Origin of the sequence: Nocardioides sp., assembly GCF_036374615.1 — a bacterium.
GTDB lineage: Bacteria > Actinomycetota > Actinomycetes > Propionibacteriales > Nocardioidaceae > Nocardioides.
Window position 1 is genome coordinate 1 of record NZ_DASUTK010000061.1, and the last position, 16,206, is coordinate 16,206.

The 16,206-nt window shown below is 69.4% G+C and carries 14 protein-coding genes; 6 read left to right on the forward strand and 8 right to left on the reverse strand.

Annotation, left to right across the window (positions count from 1 at the left end; genetic code table 11):
* Positions 1-179 precede the first annotated feature (179 nt).
* Entirely contained in the window at positions 180-1,052 is an 873-nt protein-coding gene (locus tag VFZ39_RS04595; protein ID WP_330864546.1) for an NYN domain-containing protein, read from the forward strand.
* A gap of 106 nt (positions 1,053-1,158) precedes the next feature.
* On the opposite strand, the gene VFZ39_RS04600 is transcribed toward VFZ39_RS04595, so the two are convergent.
* Positions 1,159-1,746: a TetR/AcrR family transcriptional regulator gene (locus tag VFZ39_RS04600; protein ID WP_330864547.1), complete on the reverse strand. Its 588-nt coding sequence runs from the start codon at positions 1,744-1,746 to the stop codon at positions 1,159-1,161.
* Between the two features lie 128 nt (positions 1,747-1,874).
* Between VFZ39_RS04600 and VFZ39_RS04605 the strand changes: the two genes are divergently transcribed.
* Entirely contained in the window at positions 1,875-2,393 is a 519-nt protein-coding gene (locus VFZ39_RS04605; protein WP_330864548.1) for a cupin domain-containing protein, read from the forward strand.
* Between the two features lie 172 nt (positions 2,394-2,565).
* Here VFZ39_RS04605 and VFZ39_RS04610 read toward each other — a convergent pair whose 3' ends face one another.
* From VFZ39_RS04610 to VFZ39_RS04620, 3 genes are all read right to left on the reverse strand, one after another.
* Positions 2,566-5,571 carry a S8 family peptidase gene (locus VFZ39_RS04610; protein ID WP_330864549.1) on the reverse strand — a complete coding sequence of 1,002 codons (3,006 nt, stop codon included), beginning with the start codon at positions 5,569-5,571 and terminating at the stop codon, positions 2,566-2,568.
* A 170-nt stretch (positions 5,572-5,741) separates the two neighbouring features.
* Positions 5,742-6,368: a hypothetical protein gene (locus VFZ39_RS04615; protein WP_330864550.1), complete on the reverse strand. Its 627-nt coding sequence runs from the start codon at positions 6,366-6,368 to the stop codon at positions 5,742-5,744.
* Positions 6,365-6,889 (reverse strand): SigE family RNA polymerase sigma factor, encoded by a 525-nt coding sequence (locus VFZ39_RS04620; RefSeq protein WP_330864551.1) that lies wholly within the window; start codon positions 6,887-6,889, stop codon positions 6,365-6,367. The genes VFZ39_RS04615 and VFZ39_RS04620 overlap by 4 nt, the downstream gene beginning before the upstream one ends.
* Positions 6,890-6,973: 84 nt before the next feature.
* Between VFZ39_RS04620 and VFZ39_RS04625 the strand changes: the two genes are divergently transcribed.
* Positions 6,974-7,717: a M15 family metallopeptidase gene (locus VFZ39_RS04625; protein ID WP_330864552.1), complete on the forward strand. Its 744-nt coding sequence runs from the start codon at positions 6,974-6,976 to the stop codon at positions 7,715-7,717.
* 34 nt (positions 7,718-7,751) lie between these two features.
* On the opposite strand, the gene VFZ39_RS04630 is transcribed toward VFZ39_RS04625, so the two are convergent.
* Complete coding sequence (locus tag VFZ39_RS04630; protein WP_330864553.1) at positions 7,752-8,285, reverse strand: phospholipase; 534 nt, start codon at positions 8,283-8,285, stop codon at positions 7,752-7,754.
* A 1-nt stretch (position 8,286) separates the two neighbouring features.
* On the reverse strand, positions 8,287-8,736 hold the full coding sequence (locus VFZ39_RS04635; RefSeq protein WP_330864554.1) for a VOC family protein: 450 nt from the start codon (positions 8,734-8,736) through the stop codon (positions 8,287-8,289).
* Positions 8,737-8,803: 67 nt separating this feature from the next.
* On the opposite strand from VFZ39_RS04635, the gene VFZ39_RS04640 reads away from it, so the two are divergent.
* Positions 8,804-9,445, forward strand: coding sequence for a TetR/AcrR family transcriptional regulator (locus VFZ39_RS04640; RefSeq protein WP_330864555.1), 642 nt, complete (start codon positions 8,804-8,806; stop codon positions 9,443-9,445).
* 22 nt (positions 9,446-9,467) lie between these two features.
* On the opposite strand, the gene VFZ39_RS04645 is transcribed toward VFZ39_RS04640, so the two are convergent.
* Positions 9,468-10,067, reverse strand: a complete 600-nt coding sequence (locus VFZ39_RS04645; RefSeq protein WP_330864556.1) for a GNAT family N-acetyltransferase — start codon at positions 10,065-10,067, stop codon at positions 9,468-9,470.
* A 285-nt stretch (positions 10,068-10,352) separates the two neighbouring features.
* Positions 10,353-14,732, reverse strand: coding sequence for a S8 family serine peptidase (locus VFZ39_RS04650; RefSeq protein WP_330864557.1), 4,380 nt, complete (start codon positions 14,730-14,732; stop codon positions 10,353-10,355).
* A gap of 174 nt (positions 14,733-14,906) precedes the next feature.
* Between VFZ39_RS04650 and VFZ39_RS04655 the strand changes: the two genes are divergently transcribed.
* Together VFZ39_RS04655 and VFZ39_RS04660 are read left to right on the forward strand one after the other, a co-directional pair.
* Complete coding sequence (locus VFZ39_RS04655) at positions 14,907-15,212, forward strand: GNAT family N-acetyltransferase (RefSeq protein WP_330864558.1); 306 nt, start codon at positions 14,907-14,909, stop codon at positions 15,210-15,212.
* Between the two features lie 111 nt (positions 15,213-15,323).
* Complete coding sequence (locus tag VFZ39_RS04660; RefSeq protein ID WP_330864559.1) at positions 15,324-16,175, forward strand: DUF4394 domain-containing protein; 852 nt, start codon at positions 15,324-15,326, stop codon at positions 16,173-16,175.
* Positions 16,176-16,206: the final 31 nt, after the last annotated feature.

Consider the following 16,206-nt stretch of genomic DNA (forward strand, 5'->3'; position numbering starts at 1 on the left):
CCAACGAAATGGGCCCTGACTTGCGGAGACGCGGGTCAGGGCTCGTCTGTTGTGCATGCGAAGGTCACGCTGGCCGGCAACGCGCGTCTGCGTCGAGTCCATTACGGCGGAATGAAGTGACTACACGAGCATGTGGCTTCCGCGAACCCATCGTGTCGTCAGGCCCGTAGTCTCCGAGCATGAGCGAGCGCGTTGCCGTGTACATCGACTTCGACAACGTAGTCATCTCCCGCTACGACGACGTGCACGGCAAGCAGGCGTGGCGCAAGGACGACCCGCGTCAGTACGGACAGCCCACAGGCTCGAAAGACCCAATCGACGTAAGGCTGACGGCGGCACGCGTCGACATCGGCGCGATTGTCGACTTCGCCGCGTCGTTCGGAAGCGTATCGCTGAGCCGTGCGTACGCCGACTGGTCGGTACCGGTCAACGCGTCGTATAAGGCCGAGTTGATCGAGCGCTCGTTGCACTTGGTCCAGTTGTTCAATGCCTCCGGGGTCAAGAACGGTGCGGACATCAGGCTCGCCGTTGACGCTGTCGAGGATCTGATGCGCCACCCCGAGATCACTCACGTCGTCTTGGTCGCCGGCGACTCCGACTTCGTCCCGTTGGCCCAGAGCTGCAAGCAGCTCGGCCGGTACGTCGTTGGCATCGGAGTCACGGGTTCGACGAGCCGTGCACTCGTATCGGCTTGTAACGAGTTCATCGACTACTCCCACCTGCCCGGCGTGACTCCTCCTGTCCCGGCAGCGAAGAAGACGGGCGCGGCGAAGAAGTCACCAGCCACGAAGCCGACCAAGACTTCAGGTAAGAACGCTGCCGAAGCCGCGGCAACCGATCTCCTGATCCGCGCCATTCGTGTCCTCCTGCAGAAGAGTGACGACGATTGGGTCTATGCCGCCGGCGTCAAGAGTCAGATGCAGCGCATGGATCCCGCATTCAAGGAGAAGTCATTGGGCTTCTCATCGTTCCGCTCCTTCGTGGAATCCCGCAGCGGCCAGGTCGCCTCGAAGGTCGCGGACAACGGTCAGCTCACGTTGCGGCTGAAGTGAACAAATGTCGCGCCGGAGCAAGCCTGCCTCGCGACCATGGGCCGAAGGCGGCGGTGTGACGCACCCCGGCAAAGCGCGGTTAAATCTTGGGGCCCGGCCTCTCAGGTCATCCGGGATCCACGGAGCTGCGAAGGGGATTTTCCGTTGCGGCCGCTGTCATCGCGACCATCAGGGCGACCGCCGAGGAGTTCGACAGCCTCTGGTCCCGGCACAGGGATCGCCAGGTGTGAAACGAGATGGCGTGAGCAACCGCGGCCCGCACGGTCTTACGGCGCCGCCCGGGAAGCGACCGCGTCAGCCGATCCCGCCACTCTCGTTCCCGGGCGAGTCGGGCTTGGGTGATCCGGGCAGGCACAGCCGCTGTGTCCCTCAGGACTGACTGGAGCATCGGCTCACCGTCGCGGAAGTAGCGGTAGATGTCGGTCAAACCCGAACGCAGCACGGCGAAGGGATCGTCGTGGACATCCCACGCGTCCGGGTCAGGAAGCCGCTGGCGGGAGAGCCACTGGCCCGAGCAGGCCAGGAACAAGGACTCGTCGTCGGGAAAGTGTCGATACACCGTGGCCCGGGTGACACCGGCCCGGTCGGCGATCGCTGAGATGGTGGCGTGAGCCGGCCCTACCTCGGCGTGAAGCACCTCAGCCGCGTCGACGATTCGGGCCCGAGTCTGCTGCTCCTCCTCAGCACGCTTCACCTTGCGGTAGGTCCGGGATTTCGTTGAACGAATGTGTTCAGACAAATTGTTGACACCAGCTCTCGGCAGCGGGACGCTTTTGGTAGTACACAATTGTATTCCGAAACTGCGAGGAAGGAACTGCTCCGATGGGCAGTGTCGAGGCACCACCGCTCACGATCGTGCAACCCGGCGAAGGGAAGGAGATCTTCCTCGGCACCATCGGGGTGGTCTTCAAGCTGTTCGGCGAGCAGACCAACGGGCTCGTGTCGATCGTCGAGCATCCGTTCCCTGTGGGCGCCTGCGTCCCGGCGCACCTGCACACCAGGGAGGACGAGTACTCCATCGTGACCGAAGGCGAGATCGGGTTTCGATCGGGTGACCGAGAAGTCGTACTCGGCCCCGGCGGCTACATCACCAAACCGCGAGGTGAGACCCACGCCATGTGGAACGCGGGGAAGGCGCCCGCCCGAATAATCGAAGTGATCAGCCCAGCAGGCTTCGAGCACTTCTTCTGGGGCGTGGGCGAGGCCGCCGCCGAAGGTCCTCCCGACCCCGAGCACATCGCTGCCCTCGCAAGAGAACACGGCCTCGAGATGGGCAACGCGCCGTGGCTGAACGACGTGATCGCACGCTACGACCTCACACCGCCGCCCGGTGCCGGATGAGCCAAGGGGCCACCCAGGGGAGAGCCCTTGGCCTGGCCCAAGCGGGACGACCGGGATCACCGCGTCCATCTGGCGACGTGACGCCGGCGCTTGGACAGGAGGGTCGAGTCAGCCATCGTGCCGAGGCGGCTGCCCGAGCAGCCACCTCGGCACGATCCCCCTCCCGGTTGCCTTACCGGAGGATCGACACCAGCGTCCGGGCGCGGACCTCGGTCCCGTCCGACCAGTCGACGGCACCGAGGTAGCGCGTGTCGGCGGCCAGGCCCTCCCAGGCCAGGGTCACGCTGGCCGGCTGCGCGGCCGTGACCGCCTGGCTCGCCGGGGTGACCGTCAGGTTGCCGGCATCCGCGTTGCCCAGCACGAAGCTGTTCAGCTGCACCGGCAGCACGTCCGGGGTGCCGGCGAAGTAGTCGATCTCCACCGTGTAGGTGCCTTCCAACCCGGGACCGGTGAGGTTGACGGCCTCCTCGGCGGTGGCGCCGGCGCTCGAGCCGACCTCCTCACCGTCCTTGAGCACCTCAAGGTCGACGTCGGTGCCGGCCGGATAGTCGGCGTCGTACGTCGCGAACCGGACATGCGTGGCACCCGCCGGCACCGTCACGTCCACCGTGGTGATCCCGTCGCGCCCGGTCGGGCGCTCGTCGACGTGCGCCGGCACGAGACCGACCACTGACGTGGAGAGCGTGCCGGTGTAACCAGCCGTCACGTCGACGTCCTGGCTGCCCGAGGTTCCGGTGCCGGTGACCTCACCCGGCGCCGACACGGCCTCCGGCTCCAGGGCGATCGAGCTGCGCACCTCGTGGCCGCGCTTGTCGGTCCACACCAGCGTCCCGAACGCCCACTCCCCGAGGGGAGCGGTCGTACGCGTGAAGCGGATGCCGAACGAGCGCGACTGCAGTGGGGGCACCGTGAGCTTGCTGCTGCTGAAGGACCAGGTGAAGCCCTCCAGGCCCTCGATGCGGGCCTTGTACTGCGAGGCCTGGTCCGGCGAGGTGTTGGTGACCGTCCGGCGCACCGTCTCGGTCCCGGCCAACCCGGCCACGGCGATGCTCGGATAGTTGAGCTGGCTGGGCTCGATCGAGCCGAAGCTGTTGCAGACCGAGGCCGCGAAGACGAGCTGGAACTGCCCGATGCCGCAGCCGTACTGCACCCAGTCGGTCAGGTCGTTGTCGTAGACCAGCCCGGGGCTGAACGACCGCCCCGGCCGGACGTGCCCGTTGCCGTAGTCGAGCGGGCTGGCGTCGGCGCCGGTCCGCTGGATCTGCCCGCCCTCGTTGTCCAGGTCGGTCGCGGTGGTCATCAGCGCCGACTTGACCCACATCGGCGACCAGTTCGGGTGCGCCTGGCGGATCAGTGCGGCGATGCCGGAGATGTGCGGGGTCGACATCGAGGTGCCGGAGACGGCGTTGAAGTTGTTCCCGCCGTGGCCGGGCGGCGCCACCGCCGCGATGACGTCGACACCGGGGGCGGTGATGTCCGGCTTGAGCAGGTCTCCGCCGCCGGCCAGGGCAGGGCCGAACGACGAGAAGCCCGCCATCTCCGGGGCACGCACCGGCGTCGGGTCGCGTGGCGAGATCTCCGCGGTCGCTCCGGTGGTCTTGGCGTACGACTGCACGGTGGCACCGTCGGTCGCGTTGAGGTGCACGGTGGGGACGGTGTGGAAGTCACCATTGAGCGACTGCGCGTTGGACGTGTTGACCAGCACCATTCCGACACCGCCGGCCTCGGCCACCGCCTGGCTCTTGTCGACGCGGTCGTTGACCCCGCGGGTGCAGACCACGATCTTGCCGTCGACCAAGGCCGGGTCCAGACCGGCCGGGGCGCCGTCCTCCCAGTCCTCGGAGAAGCACAGGCTTGCCGCGGCGTCGGATGCTCCCGGCGCCTTCGCATCGATCGAGTCGATCAGCGAAGAGCTCGCCACGCCGACGTCGCTGACACCGACGCCGGTGTACGAGGCGCCGTTCCCGAGGGTGACGGTGGCCTGGTTGCCGCGGTCGTGGCTGCTCGCGGCCACAGTCATCTCCCACGGCGAGTTGTGCGCCACACTGCTGACGCCGATGGTGTCGCCGGAGTTGCCGGCGGACGTGGACACGAAGACGCCGGCGTCGGCGGCGAACATGAATGCGATCTCGTCGGGACTGACGACAGAGGTGCGCGAACCCGAGATCGAGTAGCTGATGATGTCGACGCCGTCCTCGACCGCGTCGTCGATGGCGGAGACGATGCCCGACGTGTTGCCGCTGGCTTGGCCGGTGCCGGTGTCCCACAGCACCTTGTACATCGCCAGACGCGCCGCTGGCGCCATACCGGACACGTTGCCGACCGAGCCGCCGTTGATCGTGGCGGGGACGCCGTTGTTGCCGGCGGCGGTGCTGGAGGTGTGCGAGCCGTGCCCGTTGAAGTCACGGGGTGAGATGAACTCGTGGTCGCCGATGGTGTTGCCCGCGGTGTAGTAGCGCGCTCCGATCAGCTTGTTGTTGCACGCGATCGGCTGCTCGACGCCGGCGTCACAGTCGCCGTGCCATTGCGCGGCGATGTCCGCCGCGTCAGGACGCGGCTCGGGAAGCGCGGCGAAGGACGGGTTCTCGGCCCAGATGCCCGAGTCGAGGACGCCGACGATGATGCCCTCGCCGGCCTTGCCCGGGCCGCCGAACCGCTCCTGCCAGACCCCGGACGACCCGGTCATCCCGAGGAAGTCCGGCGTCGTGATGGTGTCGGCGTACCGCTGCTCGTCGCGCCAGACGTGCACGACCGCGGAGTCCTTCTCGAGGAGGGAGACCTGCGCGGAGGACAGCTCGGCGGCGAAGCCGTTGAAGGCCACCGTGTAGTCGTCCACCTTCGCCGACACAGGGACGCCGGCGTCGCGCAGGACCTCGTTGTGGGCGGACTGCAGGTGCCGGGCGTACCCGCGGGCGTTGCCGGTGCGGGTGTTCAGCTTCCTGCCGGCCTTGGGCGAGGTCGCAGTGAAGCCCTGGACACCACCGGTGTACGACGACAGCGGGTCGCCCTTGGTCATCACGATGTAGCGGCCCGCCTCGGCGGGCGCGGCCGGTGGTGCGGCGCCGGCAGTCTGCGTGGACAGGGGCGCCAGCAGGGCGACCGGGAGCAGTGCCGACGCGGCGGCGGCGGTGACGAGGGTGACGCACCGCCGAGAGATCGGCGATCGCAGCAGTTTCATGAACAGCCTCCGAGATGAGAGCCCCGCGATCGCGAGGGATGCAAGGTGAATGTAAGTCCGTCGACGTGCCGAAGGAAGGGGTGAGGTGCCGAAATTCCGAACACTTCTTGGTCGGAGACCCCACCCGCCTACGTGGGCGGTCCTGTCGAGCGCCCGGAGAGGGCCGTGGGTCAGCCGAGGCCTGGGCGGGCGCCGGGTCCGACGTGCACGCTCGCCAGGAACGACACCATCGACTGCTCGTCCCACCCGGCGTCGTCCGGGAACTGGATCCGCACCACTCCGTGTGGTTCGTCAGCGCGGGTCCAGGTCGCGATCGTGGTGTAGCCGGAGCTGACCGAGAGCCAGAAGCGCCGCCCCTCGTGGTCGATGACCCGGCCTTGGGGCGCGTGGCCGTCGAGCATGATCACCAGCTTGCCGCGGTAGTCGTCCGGGTGGCTCGACGTCGACCCGTCGTCGGGCGCGATCGTGACCGCCTGGGGCCGCTGGCCCTGCACCGACCACCCGGTGGGCGTCAGGTCGAACGTGTACGGCGACGCGTCGAACGGCTCGGCGACCAGCTGGACCTGCGCCGACTCGGCGGCCTGCGGCGGCCCGGCGGAGTCGGTCAGGAGAGTTGCTGAGGCGACTCCGAGCACGGTGGCCACCGCGGTACCGGCGAGGCAGAAGCGGAGCCGGCGGCGGAAGCGCGCAGACGCCGCTGCCCGGGCGCGGACCAGGTCGGCGAGCGGCTCGGGGTCGGGGCGGTCCGCCTCGGCAGCGAGCAGCAGCACCTGCTTCACGTCGTGGTCGTGGGTCATCGGGGCACCTCCAGGTCGATCGGGTCGTCGAGAGCGCCGAGCACGTCGCGGAGGTGTGCGAGCGCCCGGGCGTTCTGCGACTTCACGGTGCCGGTGGAGCACTGGAGGATCCGCGCGGTCTCGGCGACGTCCAGGTCGTGCCAGTGCCGCAGGACGACGACCGCGCGCTGCCTCGGGCCGAGCGTCGCCAGGGCGGCGAGTACGACGTCGCGCAGCTCGATGTCGTCGTTCTCGGTGACGCCGTCGGGTGCGTGGTCCGCCACCACGGTCTCGCGTCGGCGGTGGGCCCGGCGCATCTCGTCGAAGAAGACGTGGGTCAACGTCGTACGGGCGTAGGCGAGCTGGCTCGCGGCCCGGCGTACCCGAGACCACGAGAGGTAGAGACGTGTCAGCGTCGCCTGCACGACGTCCTCGGCGAACGCCTCGTCACCCGCGCAGAGCAGCGCGGCCGTGCGGACCAAGTCGCTACGGTGGTTGCTCGTGAACGTCACGAACTCTGCTGACCGTTCGTTGTCTCGCACGGTCCCCCCTTCACCTCTTTGACGGGTGCCGCTCGTGGAAGGGTTGCATGCAACCTCGCCGGTGTCCGATCCGGTCAACTAGTCGTGAAGAAGAGAGCGGCGCTGGCCGGCGCGGTCACCGTGCTCGTGTCTGGCTGCGCATCGCCCGACCCCGGACGGGGTGACCGGCTGGCACCGGACCCGACCGCACCGACCGCCACGGTCGCCGTCACGCAGGCACCCCGACCCACCCACGAGTTCGACCGGGCAGCGCACTCGACGACCGACCCGGCCAGCGTCTGGGTGATCGTGAACAAGACGCACCCCATCGAGCCCCTGGACTACCGGCCGGAGATGTCGCTGGTGCGCGGCTACCAGGTCGCGACGCCCGCGGCCGGCCCGCTCAGGCGCCTGCTCGCTGACACCGATCGACGAGGACTGGGCCTCAAGATCGCCAGCGCGTTCCGGTCCTACGCCTACCAGCAGGGCGTGTATGCGAACGCCGTCGCGGTCTATGGCGAACGGGACGCGGACCGGCTCTCGGCCCGGCCGGGCCACAGCGAGCACCAGACCGGGCTCGCCGTCGACCTGGTGACGCCCGCGAGCCCGGCCTGCGACTTCGACCCGTGCTTCGCGGGTACACCGGGCGGGCGGTGGCTGACGCGGGCCGCCTGGCGCTACGGGTTCGTGGTCCGCTATCAGCCAGGCACGACTGCGATCACCGGCTACTCACCTGAACCCTGGCACCTGCGGTACGTCGGCCGGGCACTCGCGGCCGAGCTCCGCCGTACAGGTGTCGTGACCCTGGAGGAGTTCTTCGGCGTCCGTGGCGGCGACTACCGAAGCTGAGGCACCGGCCACCGCACGTGCGATTGCCCCGGTCTCAGCGCTTGGGTGCGGCACACGACTCACCCACGGCGGCTCGCTCGACTCGGGCGTCGTCCGATTGGCCGAGAGCGAACCGGTAGGACGCCCGGACCAACCCCAGCACGACGTCGCGCTCGTGGTCGTCGCGGGGCGCGTAGATCAGTACGACCGTCCGAGGCGCCTGTCCTGTGTGCGCCAGGAAGTGCAGCTCCGCCCAGCCGGCATCGACAGCGGCCTCGGCCAGGGGGACCGGCAAGGTGGCGTGGAGGCTGAAGTCGCCACCGGCGTGGCCGTGGCAGAACTCCCGGCCGATCATGAACGCCTCGGTCGGCCCGGTGCCACACTCCGGTCCGAGCAGCAGGGCACGAGCGCCCTCCACCGAGATGCCTGAGTCTCCCCGGCGCACCCAGGGCCAGGTGGCGGCCTGCGCGATGACCTCTTCGAGGTGCTGTCCGTCGGCGGGTTGCTGGTCGAGCTGGGAGTGGGGGAACGTGTTCGTGGTCCGCGGGCGGGTGCCGGCGCGGGTCGGGAGCTGCAGCTGCGTCCTCATGTCAGTGACCTCCCAGCCAGAAGGCCTCGATCGCGATGCCGTCGGGGTCGCGGAACGTCATCTGGGCGTGCGGCGATGGCTCGTCGACCTCCACGATGGTGCTGTGCTCGACGCCGTGGGCGTCGAGATGGCTTGCCCAGTGGTCCAGGTCCGCCCGGCTCTCGACCGCGAGCGCCAGGTGGTCGAGCCCCGTACGTCGCTCGCTGAACATCTGCCGGTCCGCGCCCGGGTGGTGGTCGAGACCCAGGAACAGCGCGGTGCCGGGCCGGGTCATCACGACCGCGTGGCCCTCGCCGGCCGAGTGCGGCTCGACGAACAGCCGGACCAGGCCCATCACCTCGGCGTACCAGGCCTCGCTGGTCGCGACATCACGGACGGTGAGGCCCACATGGCTGATCCCGGTCAGGCTCGGGACGGTCTGGACGGCGGCTTTGCTGGTGGTGGTTGTCATGGTGTCACCCTCACAGGAATTAGTGTGGATGTTGATTCTAATCAGATTGATGCTCTAGAGTCAAGGCATGGCGACCCGCTCCTATGACGCGACCCGACGGCGAGAACGCGCCGATGAGGAGCGCCGCGCCACCCGACGCCGGGTGGTCGAGGCAGCCCGCGAGCTGTTCGTGACCCGCGGTTACGTCGCCACGACCGTCGCCGATATCGCGAAGGAGGCGGGCGTGGCCCTGCAGTCGGTCTACAACGCTGGGAAGAGCAAGGCCGCCTTGATGCACCTCGTCGTCGACCTGGCCGTCGCCGGCGACGACCAAGAGGTCCTGCTCACCGACCGGCCGAGCTTCACCGCGATCACCGAGCAGCCGACCGCCGAACGCCAGGTCGAGACGATCGCAGCACTCATCGCCGAGACGATGCAGCGGTTGGCGCCGGTCTGGGTCGCCTACCGCCAGGCGGCCGCCGTCGACCCGAGCGCAGCCGCCAGCCTCGAAGCCGCCCACCGGCGCCGCAACGAGACCTTCTCGACCATGATCGGCATGGTCGACCAGGAGCGCCTCCGCCTCCCGCCCGACGAAGCCACCGACACCGCCTGGGCTGTCGGCAGCATCGACGTCTATCTGCTGCTCCGCTCGATCCGCGGCTGGGACCACGAGCGCTACGCCCGATGGCTGACGCGCACTCTCGTGGACCAGCTGGTCGAACCTGCTTGACGGGCCGGCCGCGTCCTGTCGCTCAGGCAGCGACTGGCTGGGGAGCGACGAGGGCGAGCCGCACGACCATCGGCCGTTCGACGCGTGGCTGCTCCAGCAGGTGGAAGGGACCGTCGGCCTCGAGCACCCCGCCGCCCTGCGGCGCCAGCTCGAGTCCCACCAGGGAGAGCAGCCGCTGTGAGCGGTGGTTGGAGCCGAGCACAAGCGCTTGGAGCTCCCGGATCCCGGACACCGCAGCGACCGTCGTGACGGTGTCGAGCAGCGCGGCGCCCAGGCCGAGGCCGTGGAACTCGTCGGCCACCTCGAACGCGATCTCGGCGCTGCACGGACCCACCTTGAAGTATCGGCCGATGCCCACAGGCCGATCCCCGATGCTCGCCAGCCAGGCCACGTGGTCGGTGCCGTCGACCGCGGTGAGCGTGCGGGTCATGCTCGGCGTCAGCTCGGGCACCGCCTGGAGGTACCGGGCGTAGCGCGACTCCGGGGACATCGCGTCGAAGACCGCATGCAGCGGGTCGGCCTCGTCGGGCCCCAGCGGCCGCAGCCAGGCGGTCTCGCCCTGGATCGCGGCCGGAACCTGGCTCACGCGGCGGATCGGAGAGGTGAAGGAGAACACCGACATGCTGACCTCCTGGTCAGGTCCCACACGGCGACTGCCGCCGTTTTGAGTAGAACAGCATTCTCAGCAGAAGTATGCTCTAGTGTCAAGAGGCGCGTCGAGACAACCCTGCGTCACACGACAGACCCGACGAGGTGTCGGAGCAGCGGCTGATGCAGCTGGGCTGATCAAGAACTGCGTCGTGGTCGCCGGAGCTCACGAGGTGGTCGACGGCCTCACAGATATCGGCACGCTGCCCACAGCTCCCAGGCGGCCCGCCGAGCTACCGCGGGCCGCCCGGAGTACCCGTCACAGGTTCCGGCACTGCCCGGCGACGGGCCCCCTGACGGTGTTCGGTCGGTCCTCGTCGGTCGGCGGCGGTGCGTTGTTCCGGCAGGAGAGCGGACCGTCGATGTCGTTCGCGGCGATCACGGTCGCAGTCTCACCGGTCCGGTTGCCGTCGACGGTGACCGGCGCGTGAACCTCGTTCCCGTCCAGGCGCACCGGCCCCGTGCTCGAGCGGACCGTCACCGGCCCGACGACCGTCGTCGAGCTCACCTCCACGGAGGTGGCACCGCTGGTGCTGAGCGGGCCGCCGACGTAGGCGTCACGAGCCCACAGCCCGGCACCGCTTCGCACCGTCACCGCCGCGTTGACCCGCGATCCGGGGGCGAGGCACGCCAGACCGGAGGTGACCGTGAGCGGGGTCTGGCGCACGCCGGTGACCACGGTGTCGCAGGAGGCGTCAGTGACGGTGAGTGTCACCGTCACCGGGACGTACGGCGTGGCCGGGTCGTCGCTCGAGACACAGAGCTGGGCGGTGTGCTCGCCGGCAGCCAGTCCGGTGCTGTCCATGCTCACCGTGACCTCGGTGGACTCACCGCGCCCGAGGCCGCCGGATCCCGGCTCGACGTCGAGCCACGGCACCTCGTCCGGGGTGCTGCAGGGCAGCAGGTCGGGCATCCGGACCTCCGAGATGAACCGGCCGCGGCCGCCGGACTGCTCCTGCTGGCGCACCGTGCCGGTGCGGTCGATCTCCCAGACGCCGGTGTTGCTGGTGACCAGCATGTTGCCGTTGCCGAGCGGGTGGACGCCGGCGAAGGAGTTGCCGGGCGGCACGTAGTGCCCGACGTGGTTGCCTGCGGTGTCGTACTCGTGGATCCCGGCGGGCAGCGTCGAGGAGGTGCCGGTCCAGTTGGCCACGAGGACGTTGCCGTCGTCGGTCTCACTGGTCTGCTCCGGCCAGTTGAGGTTGGTGGCGAACGGCGGGTTGGCGGTCGAACCGTCCGTGCTGAAGCTGTGCACCTTCCGGCTGCCGTTGGCCGAGACCAGCATGTCGTCGTCGCGGAACGTGATGAACCACGGCCCGTCCATCCCGTCGCTCTCCTGCTCGACGTAGCGGCCGAGGTAGTTGCCGTCGCGGTCGAGCTCGATGATCGAGTCGGCGTTGGGACCGGTGGCCACGGTGACGAGCAGCGTGTCATCGGGCGACCACGCCATGCCGCGGATGTTCTGCATGATCGAGAAGTCCGGCACCCCGTCGCCCGGGGCGAAGAAGCCCTGGAAGTTGCCGTCGAGGTCGTACTCGGTGATCACGTGGCGGACCTGGTCCGCGACCAGGAAGCCGGTGCCGTCGAGGTTGGGCAGCACGTGGTTGGGCGTGTAGAGCGTGCTGTCGGCGTACGCGTGATGCGGGATGAACTCGGGATCGAGGAGCGTCCCGTCCTGGGCGTCGAACGCCATCACGCCACGGTTGCTCGACCCTGAGTTGGGCGCCAGGAGGACACCCTCGCGCAGCTGCTGGATCCGCTCCTCGGACGGCCCCGCCTCGGGGTCGGCGAGAGTCCAGTCCAGAACGCCGTACCCGCTGTTCCCGACCGTGATCGTGTCGGTCGTGACCACGCCCGCCGGCTGGGTCGACGCGAGCTCGTCGCGGTCCACCTCGACCACGGGGATCTCCACGACCTCGAGGGTCAGGGCGACCGTGGCGACCGGCGTGTGCGGGTCGTTGCTGGCCAGGCACAGCGACGCCTCGTAGGTGCCGCCCGCCATGGCGGTGGTGTCGAAGGTGACGGCGACCTCCTGCGACTCGCCCGCGGCGAGCGAGCCGGACGACGGATCCACGCTCGCCCACTCCGGCAGCGCGCACTCCGCACCCTCCTCGCTGACCGCCCACTCCATCGGCGCGCCACCGGCGTTGGTGACGGTGACGGTCTGGATCTCCTGCTCGTCCACGCCGAGCAGCGTGGACAGCTCGGCCGGCTCGACGACCATCTCGGCCTCGGCCTTGACCAGCACCATCGGGTAGTGAACGTCGGCGACCTCCGCGCCACCGGCGTGGGTGGCGTCCGTGGTCAGCGTGATGTCACCGAACAGGTGCTCGCCGCCGACCAGGTCGCTGGCGTCGGCCGTGGCGGTGATGGTTTGCGTGGCTCCCGGCTCGATCGTGAACGTCGCCGGCTCCACGGTGACGCCGACACCCTCGGGTGCATCGACCTCGGCGGTGTACGTCGCCGAGGTGTCGGCGACGTTGGTCACCTCCCGCGTGAACGTGCAGATGTCCAGGCAGTTCTGGTCCACGAAGGCCGGGAGGTTGAGGGTGCGGGGGTCGCCGCCGGTGGCCGGGTCCGCGGCGAGGAAGTCCTCGGTCGACTCGTCCATGACCAGCCCGACCCGGCCGGCGGCTTCGAGGTCGAGGAGGCCGGAGCCCACGTCGAACGGGTCGGCGGCGGTCTCGCCGTCGTCCTTGAGCAGCTCTTGGTCGTCCGCGGTGGACGCCAGCGCCGAACGGATCGCGGCCGGCGACCACTCGGGGTGCAGCGCCTTCAGCAGCGCGCCCGCCCCCGCGCCATGCGGTGAGGCCATCGAGGTGCCCTGCATGAACTCGTAGCGCGCCGCTTCACCACCGGACGCCATGGTCGCAGCCAGGATGTTGCGGCCCGGCGCCGCGAACGTCGGTGCCAACAGGTCGAAGTCGCTCGGCCCGCGGGAGCTGAAGTCGCTGACCATCCGCTCCCACCCGGGATGCATCGTCAGCACCGTGGAGCTGTCGATCCGCACCGTCGTGGCCGGGTGGGCGACGACGTGCTGCCGCAGCCGAGTGCCGTCGCCGTTGTCGAGCATCACCGACGGGATGTCGGTGCCCTCCAGCGCTCCCATCACGACCGGCGGGCCGACGAACTGGTTGGTCACGATCACCCCGATGGCGCCCGCGTCGTCGGCGTTGTCGACCTTCACCGAGAAGTTGCAGTCGCCGCGCTCGATGAGGGCGATCGCGCCCTGGAAGGCGCCGGCCGGGAAGGCCTCGCACCCGCGGAGGTTGCCCTCGTCGACGACCGACGCCTCCCGCAGCTCGGCCTCGACCGGAGCGGTCACCGCCGGTCCCGTGCCCGGCACTCCGGCCAGCCCCACCAGGTCCTCCGGAACGGAGTCGCCGACGACGGACACGTCGTGGGCGATCAGGCGCGGGCTGTTGGTGGCGGCGACGGCGGCGTTCCAGGGGGCGGTCTTGGCGACCGTGCCCGCACCCGGCCCGTCGTTGCCGGCCGAGGCGGAGACGAAGATCCCGGCGTCGTACGCCGCGAGGAAGGCTGCGTCGACCGGGTTGTTCCACGGGTTGTCCGGGCCCGAGATCGAGTAGTTGAGCACGTCGGTGCCGTCGATGATCGCCTGGTTGACCGCGGCGACGCTCCACGACGACAGGCAGGTGAGCGTGCACACCTTGTAGGAGATGACGTTGGCCCGCGGCGCGACCCCGGAGACGGTGCGCGTCAGCGTGTCCTCCCCGACCGTGAACACCGCGTCGTGCTTGTTGCCCGCCATCGTGGAACCGGTGTGGCTGCCGTGGCCGTTCTCGTCGGTCGCGGTGCTCCCGCTGAAGTCCCAGGCGCCGATCAGCTTGTCGTTGCAGATGTCCTGGTGGCGGGGCGCACCGGGTGCGCACACGCCGAGGTAGGTGCCGCTGCCGAGCGGGTTCTCGTGGACGTAGCCGTCGCCGTCGACCGCCGCGAAGCTCGGGTGGCCGGGGTTGACGCCGGTGTCCAGCATCCCGACGATCACGCCCTCTCCGCGGCTGCCGATTTCCGCTCCCGTCTCGCCCTCCCAGATCGCCGGTGAGCCGATGATCTCGTTGCTCACGTCGGTGTCGAGCTTCCACTTCTGGTCCGGGTAGACCGCAGCGACTCCGGGCATTTCCGTGAGAAGCTGCGCCTCCTCGCGAGCGGCGCGGACCACGATGCCGTTCAGCGCGTGCTGGAACCGTGCCGTCACCGTCACGTCGCGGCCCAGCATCGCCTCGAGGTCGCGTGCCACGTCCTTCTGCCGGTCGACGAGGTGCTCGACGTACGCCCTGCTGGCACGGCTGTCGACGTCCAGTCGGTCGCGGCCGGTGGCCGCCGGGCTGGTGGCGCGGAGGCCCGCGATGCCACCCGGGTAGCTCGCCAGCGCCGGCTCCTCCAGCTGCACGATCCACAACCCGCTGTCCGACTTCGGGAGCTTCTCGGGCGGTGTCGCCGCGTCCAACGCGGCTCCGCGGTCGGACTGGTCGGCAGCACGTGCGGCGGACCGATCCGAGCGATCCTCGGGGACGGCCGCGGCCACCTGGGGGATAGAGAGGCCCAACCCCAACGTGAGGCCGAGCGTGGTGAGGACTGACAGGGCAGAGCGGACGAACCGGTCCCGAGAGCGCAACAGAACTGCCTTTCCGAGAGAGCGCGGTCCCGACGGGCCCGCAGAGGCGCTGTGACCCTAGTCACACCAGTGGTCGGGGGTCAATGGATCCGGCCGGGGGCATGCCCGTCGGTACGGTCGTGTGATGACCAACCACAGGCACCGTGGGGCCGACGGCGGTACCGAGGCCGGCAGATGACGTTGCGGGTGATCGATGCTCCGGAGCGGCACCGGTACGAGGCCGTCCGAGACGGCGTGGTCCTCGGGTTCGCTGCCTATCAGAAGACCCACGAGCTGATCGTGTTCACCCACACGGAGGTCGACCCCTCCCTCGAGGGGCAGGGCGTCGGTGGAGCACTCGTGCAGGGCGCCCTCGATCACGTGCGAACTCTCGGCTTACGCGTGCTGCCGATCTGCCCCTTCGTCCAGGCGTGGATGCTCCGACACTCCGAGTACAGCGACCTGGACTATCGGCGACCGGACACCAAGGTCACTGACTGATCGCCCCTCCCCGGGCCACATCTCCACCCATCCGAGGCGATGACCTGTCCGAACACTCCTCCACAGCATGCGGGGACCGACTCCGCGCAGTGAACCGAAGGGGAGACAGGCATGAGGCAGAGGAACACGACGATCGCAGCTGTCGGGGTAGCCGGGCTGGCGCTGGCCGCAGGAGTGCTGAGCGGTCCCGCCACCGCCGGGGACACGGATGGCCGGTCGCTCCGGGCGATCGGGCTGGTCGGAGACACGAAGCTGGTGTCGTTCGACGTCGACCGGCCCCAGAAGACGCGTGCCGTCGGGCAGGTGCGCGGTCTCGTCGGAGACACCGCACTGGTCGGCATCGACTACCGGGTCCAGGACTCGAAGCTGTACGGCGTCGGCGACTCCGGCGGCGTCTACACGATCAATCCCCGCACGGCGAGGGCGACCCGCGTGAGCCAGCTGACCGTGGCCCTGGACGGCACCACGTTCGGCGTCGACTTCAACCCCGCGGCGGACCGGTTGCGTGTCACCAGCGACACCGGCCAGAACCTGCGGCACGACGTCAACCCGGCCGGGGTGACCGTCGCTGACGTCACCTTGTCCTACCCGCCGACGGCGCCTCCGGCGACCGGGATCAACGGCTCGGCGTACACCAACAACGACCTCGACCCCGCGACCGCGACGACTCTGTTCGCCATCGACACGCTGATGGACCAGGTGGCGGTCCAGGCGCCGGCCAACAACGGGACCCTGTCTGCGACGGGCAAGCTGGGTGTCGACGCCAGGCGCGATGTCGGGTTCGACATCGTCAGCCGGGTCGACGGTGGCAGCACCATCAAGAACACCGCGTACGCCTCGATCACCACGGGTGGTCGAGCAGCGTTCTACAAGGTGCAGCTGCTGACGGGCCGGGTCAGCCCCGTGGGCTCGTTCCCGAGGTCCCACCACGTGCGTGACATCGCGCTGCCGATCGACAGCTGACGTCGGTCGACAGGTGACCCAGGCTCACCCG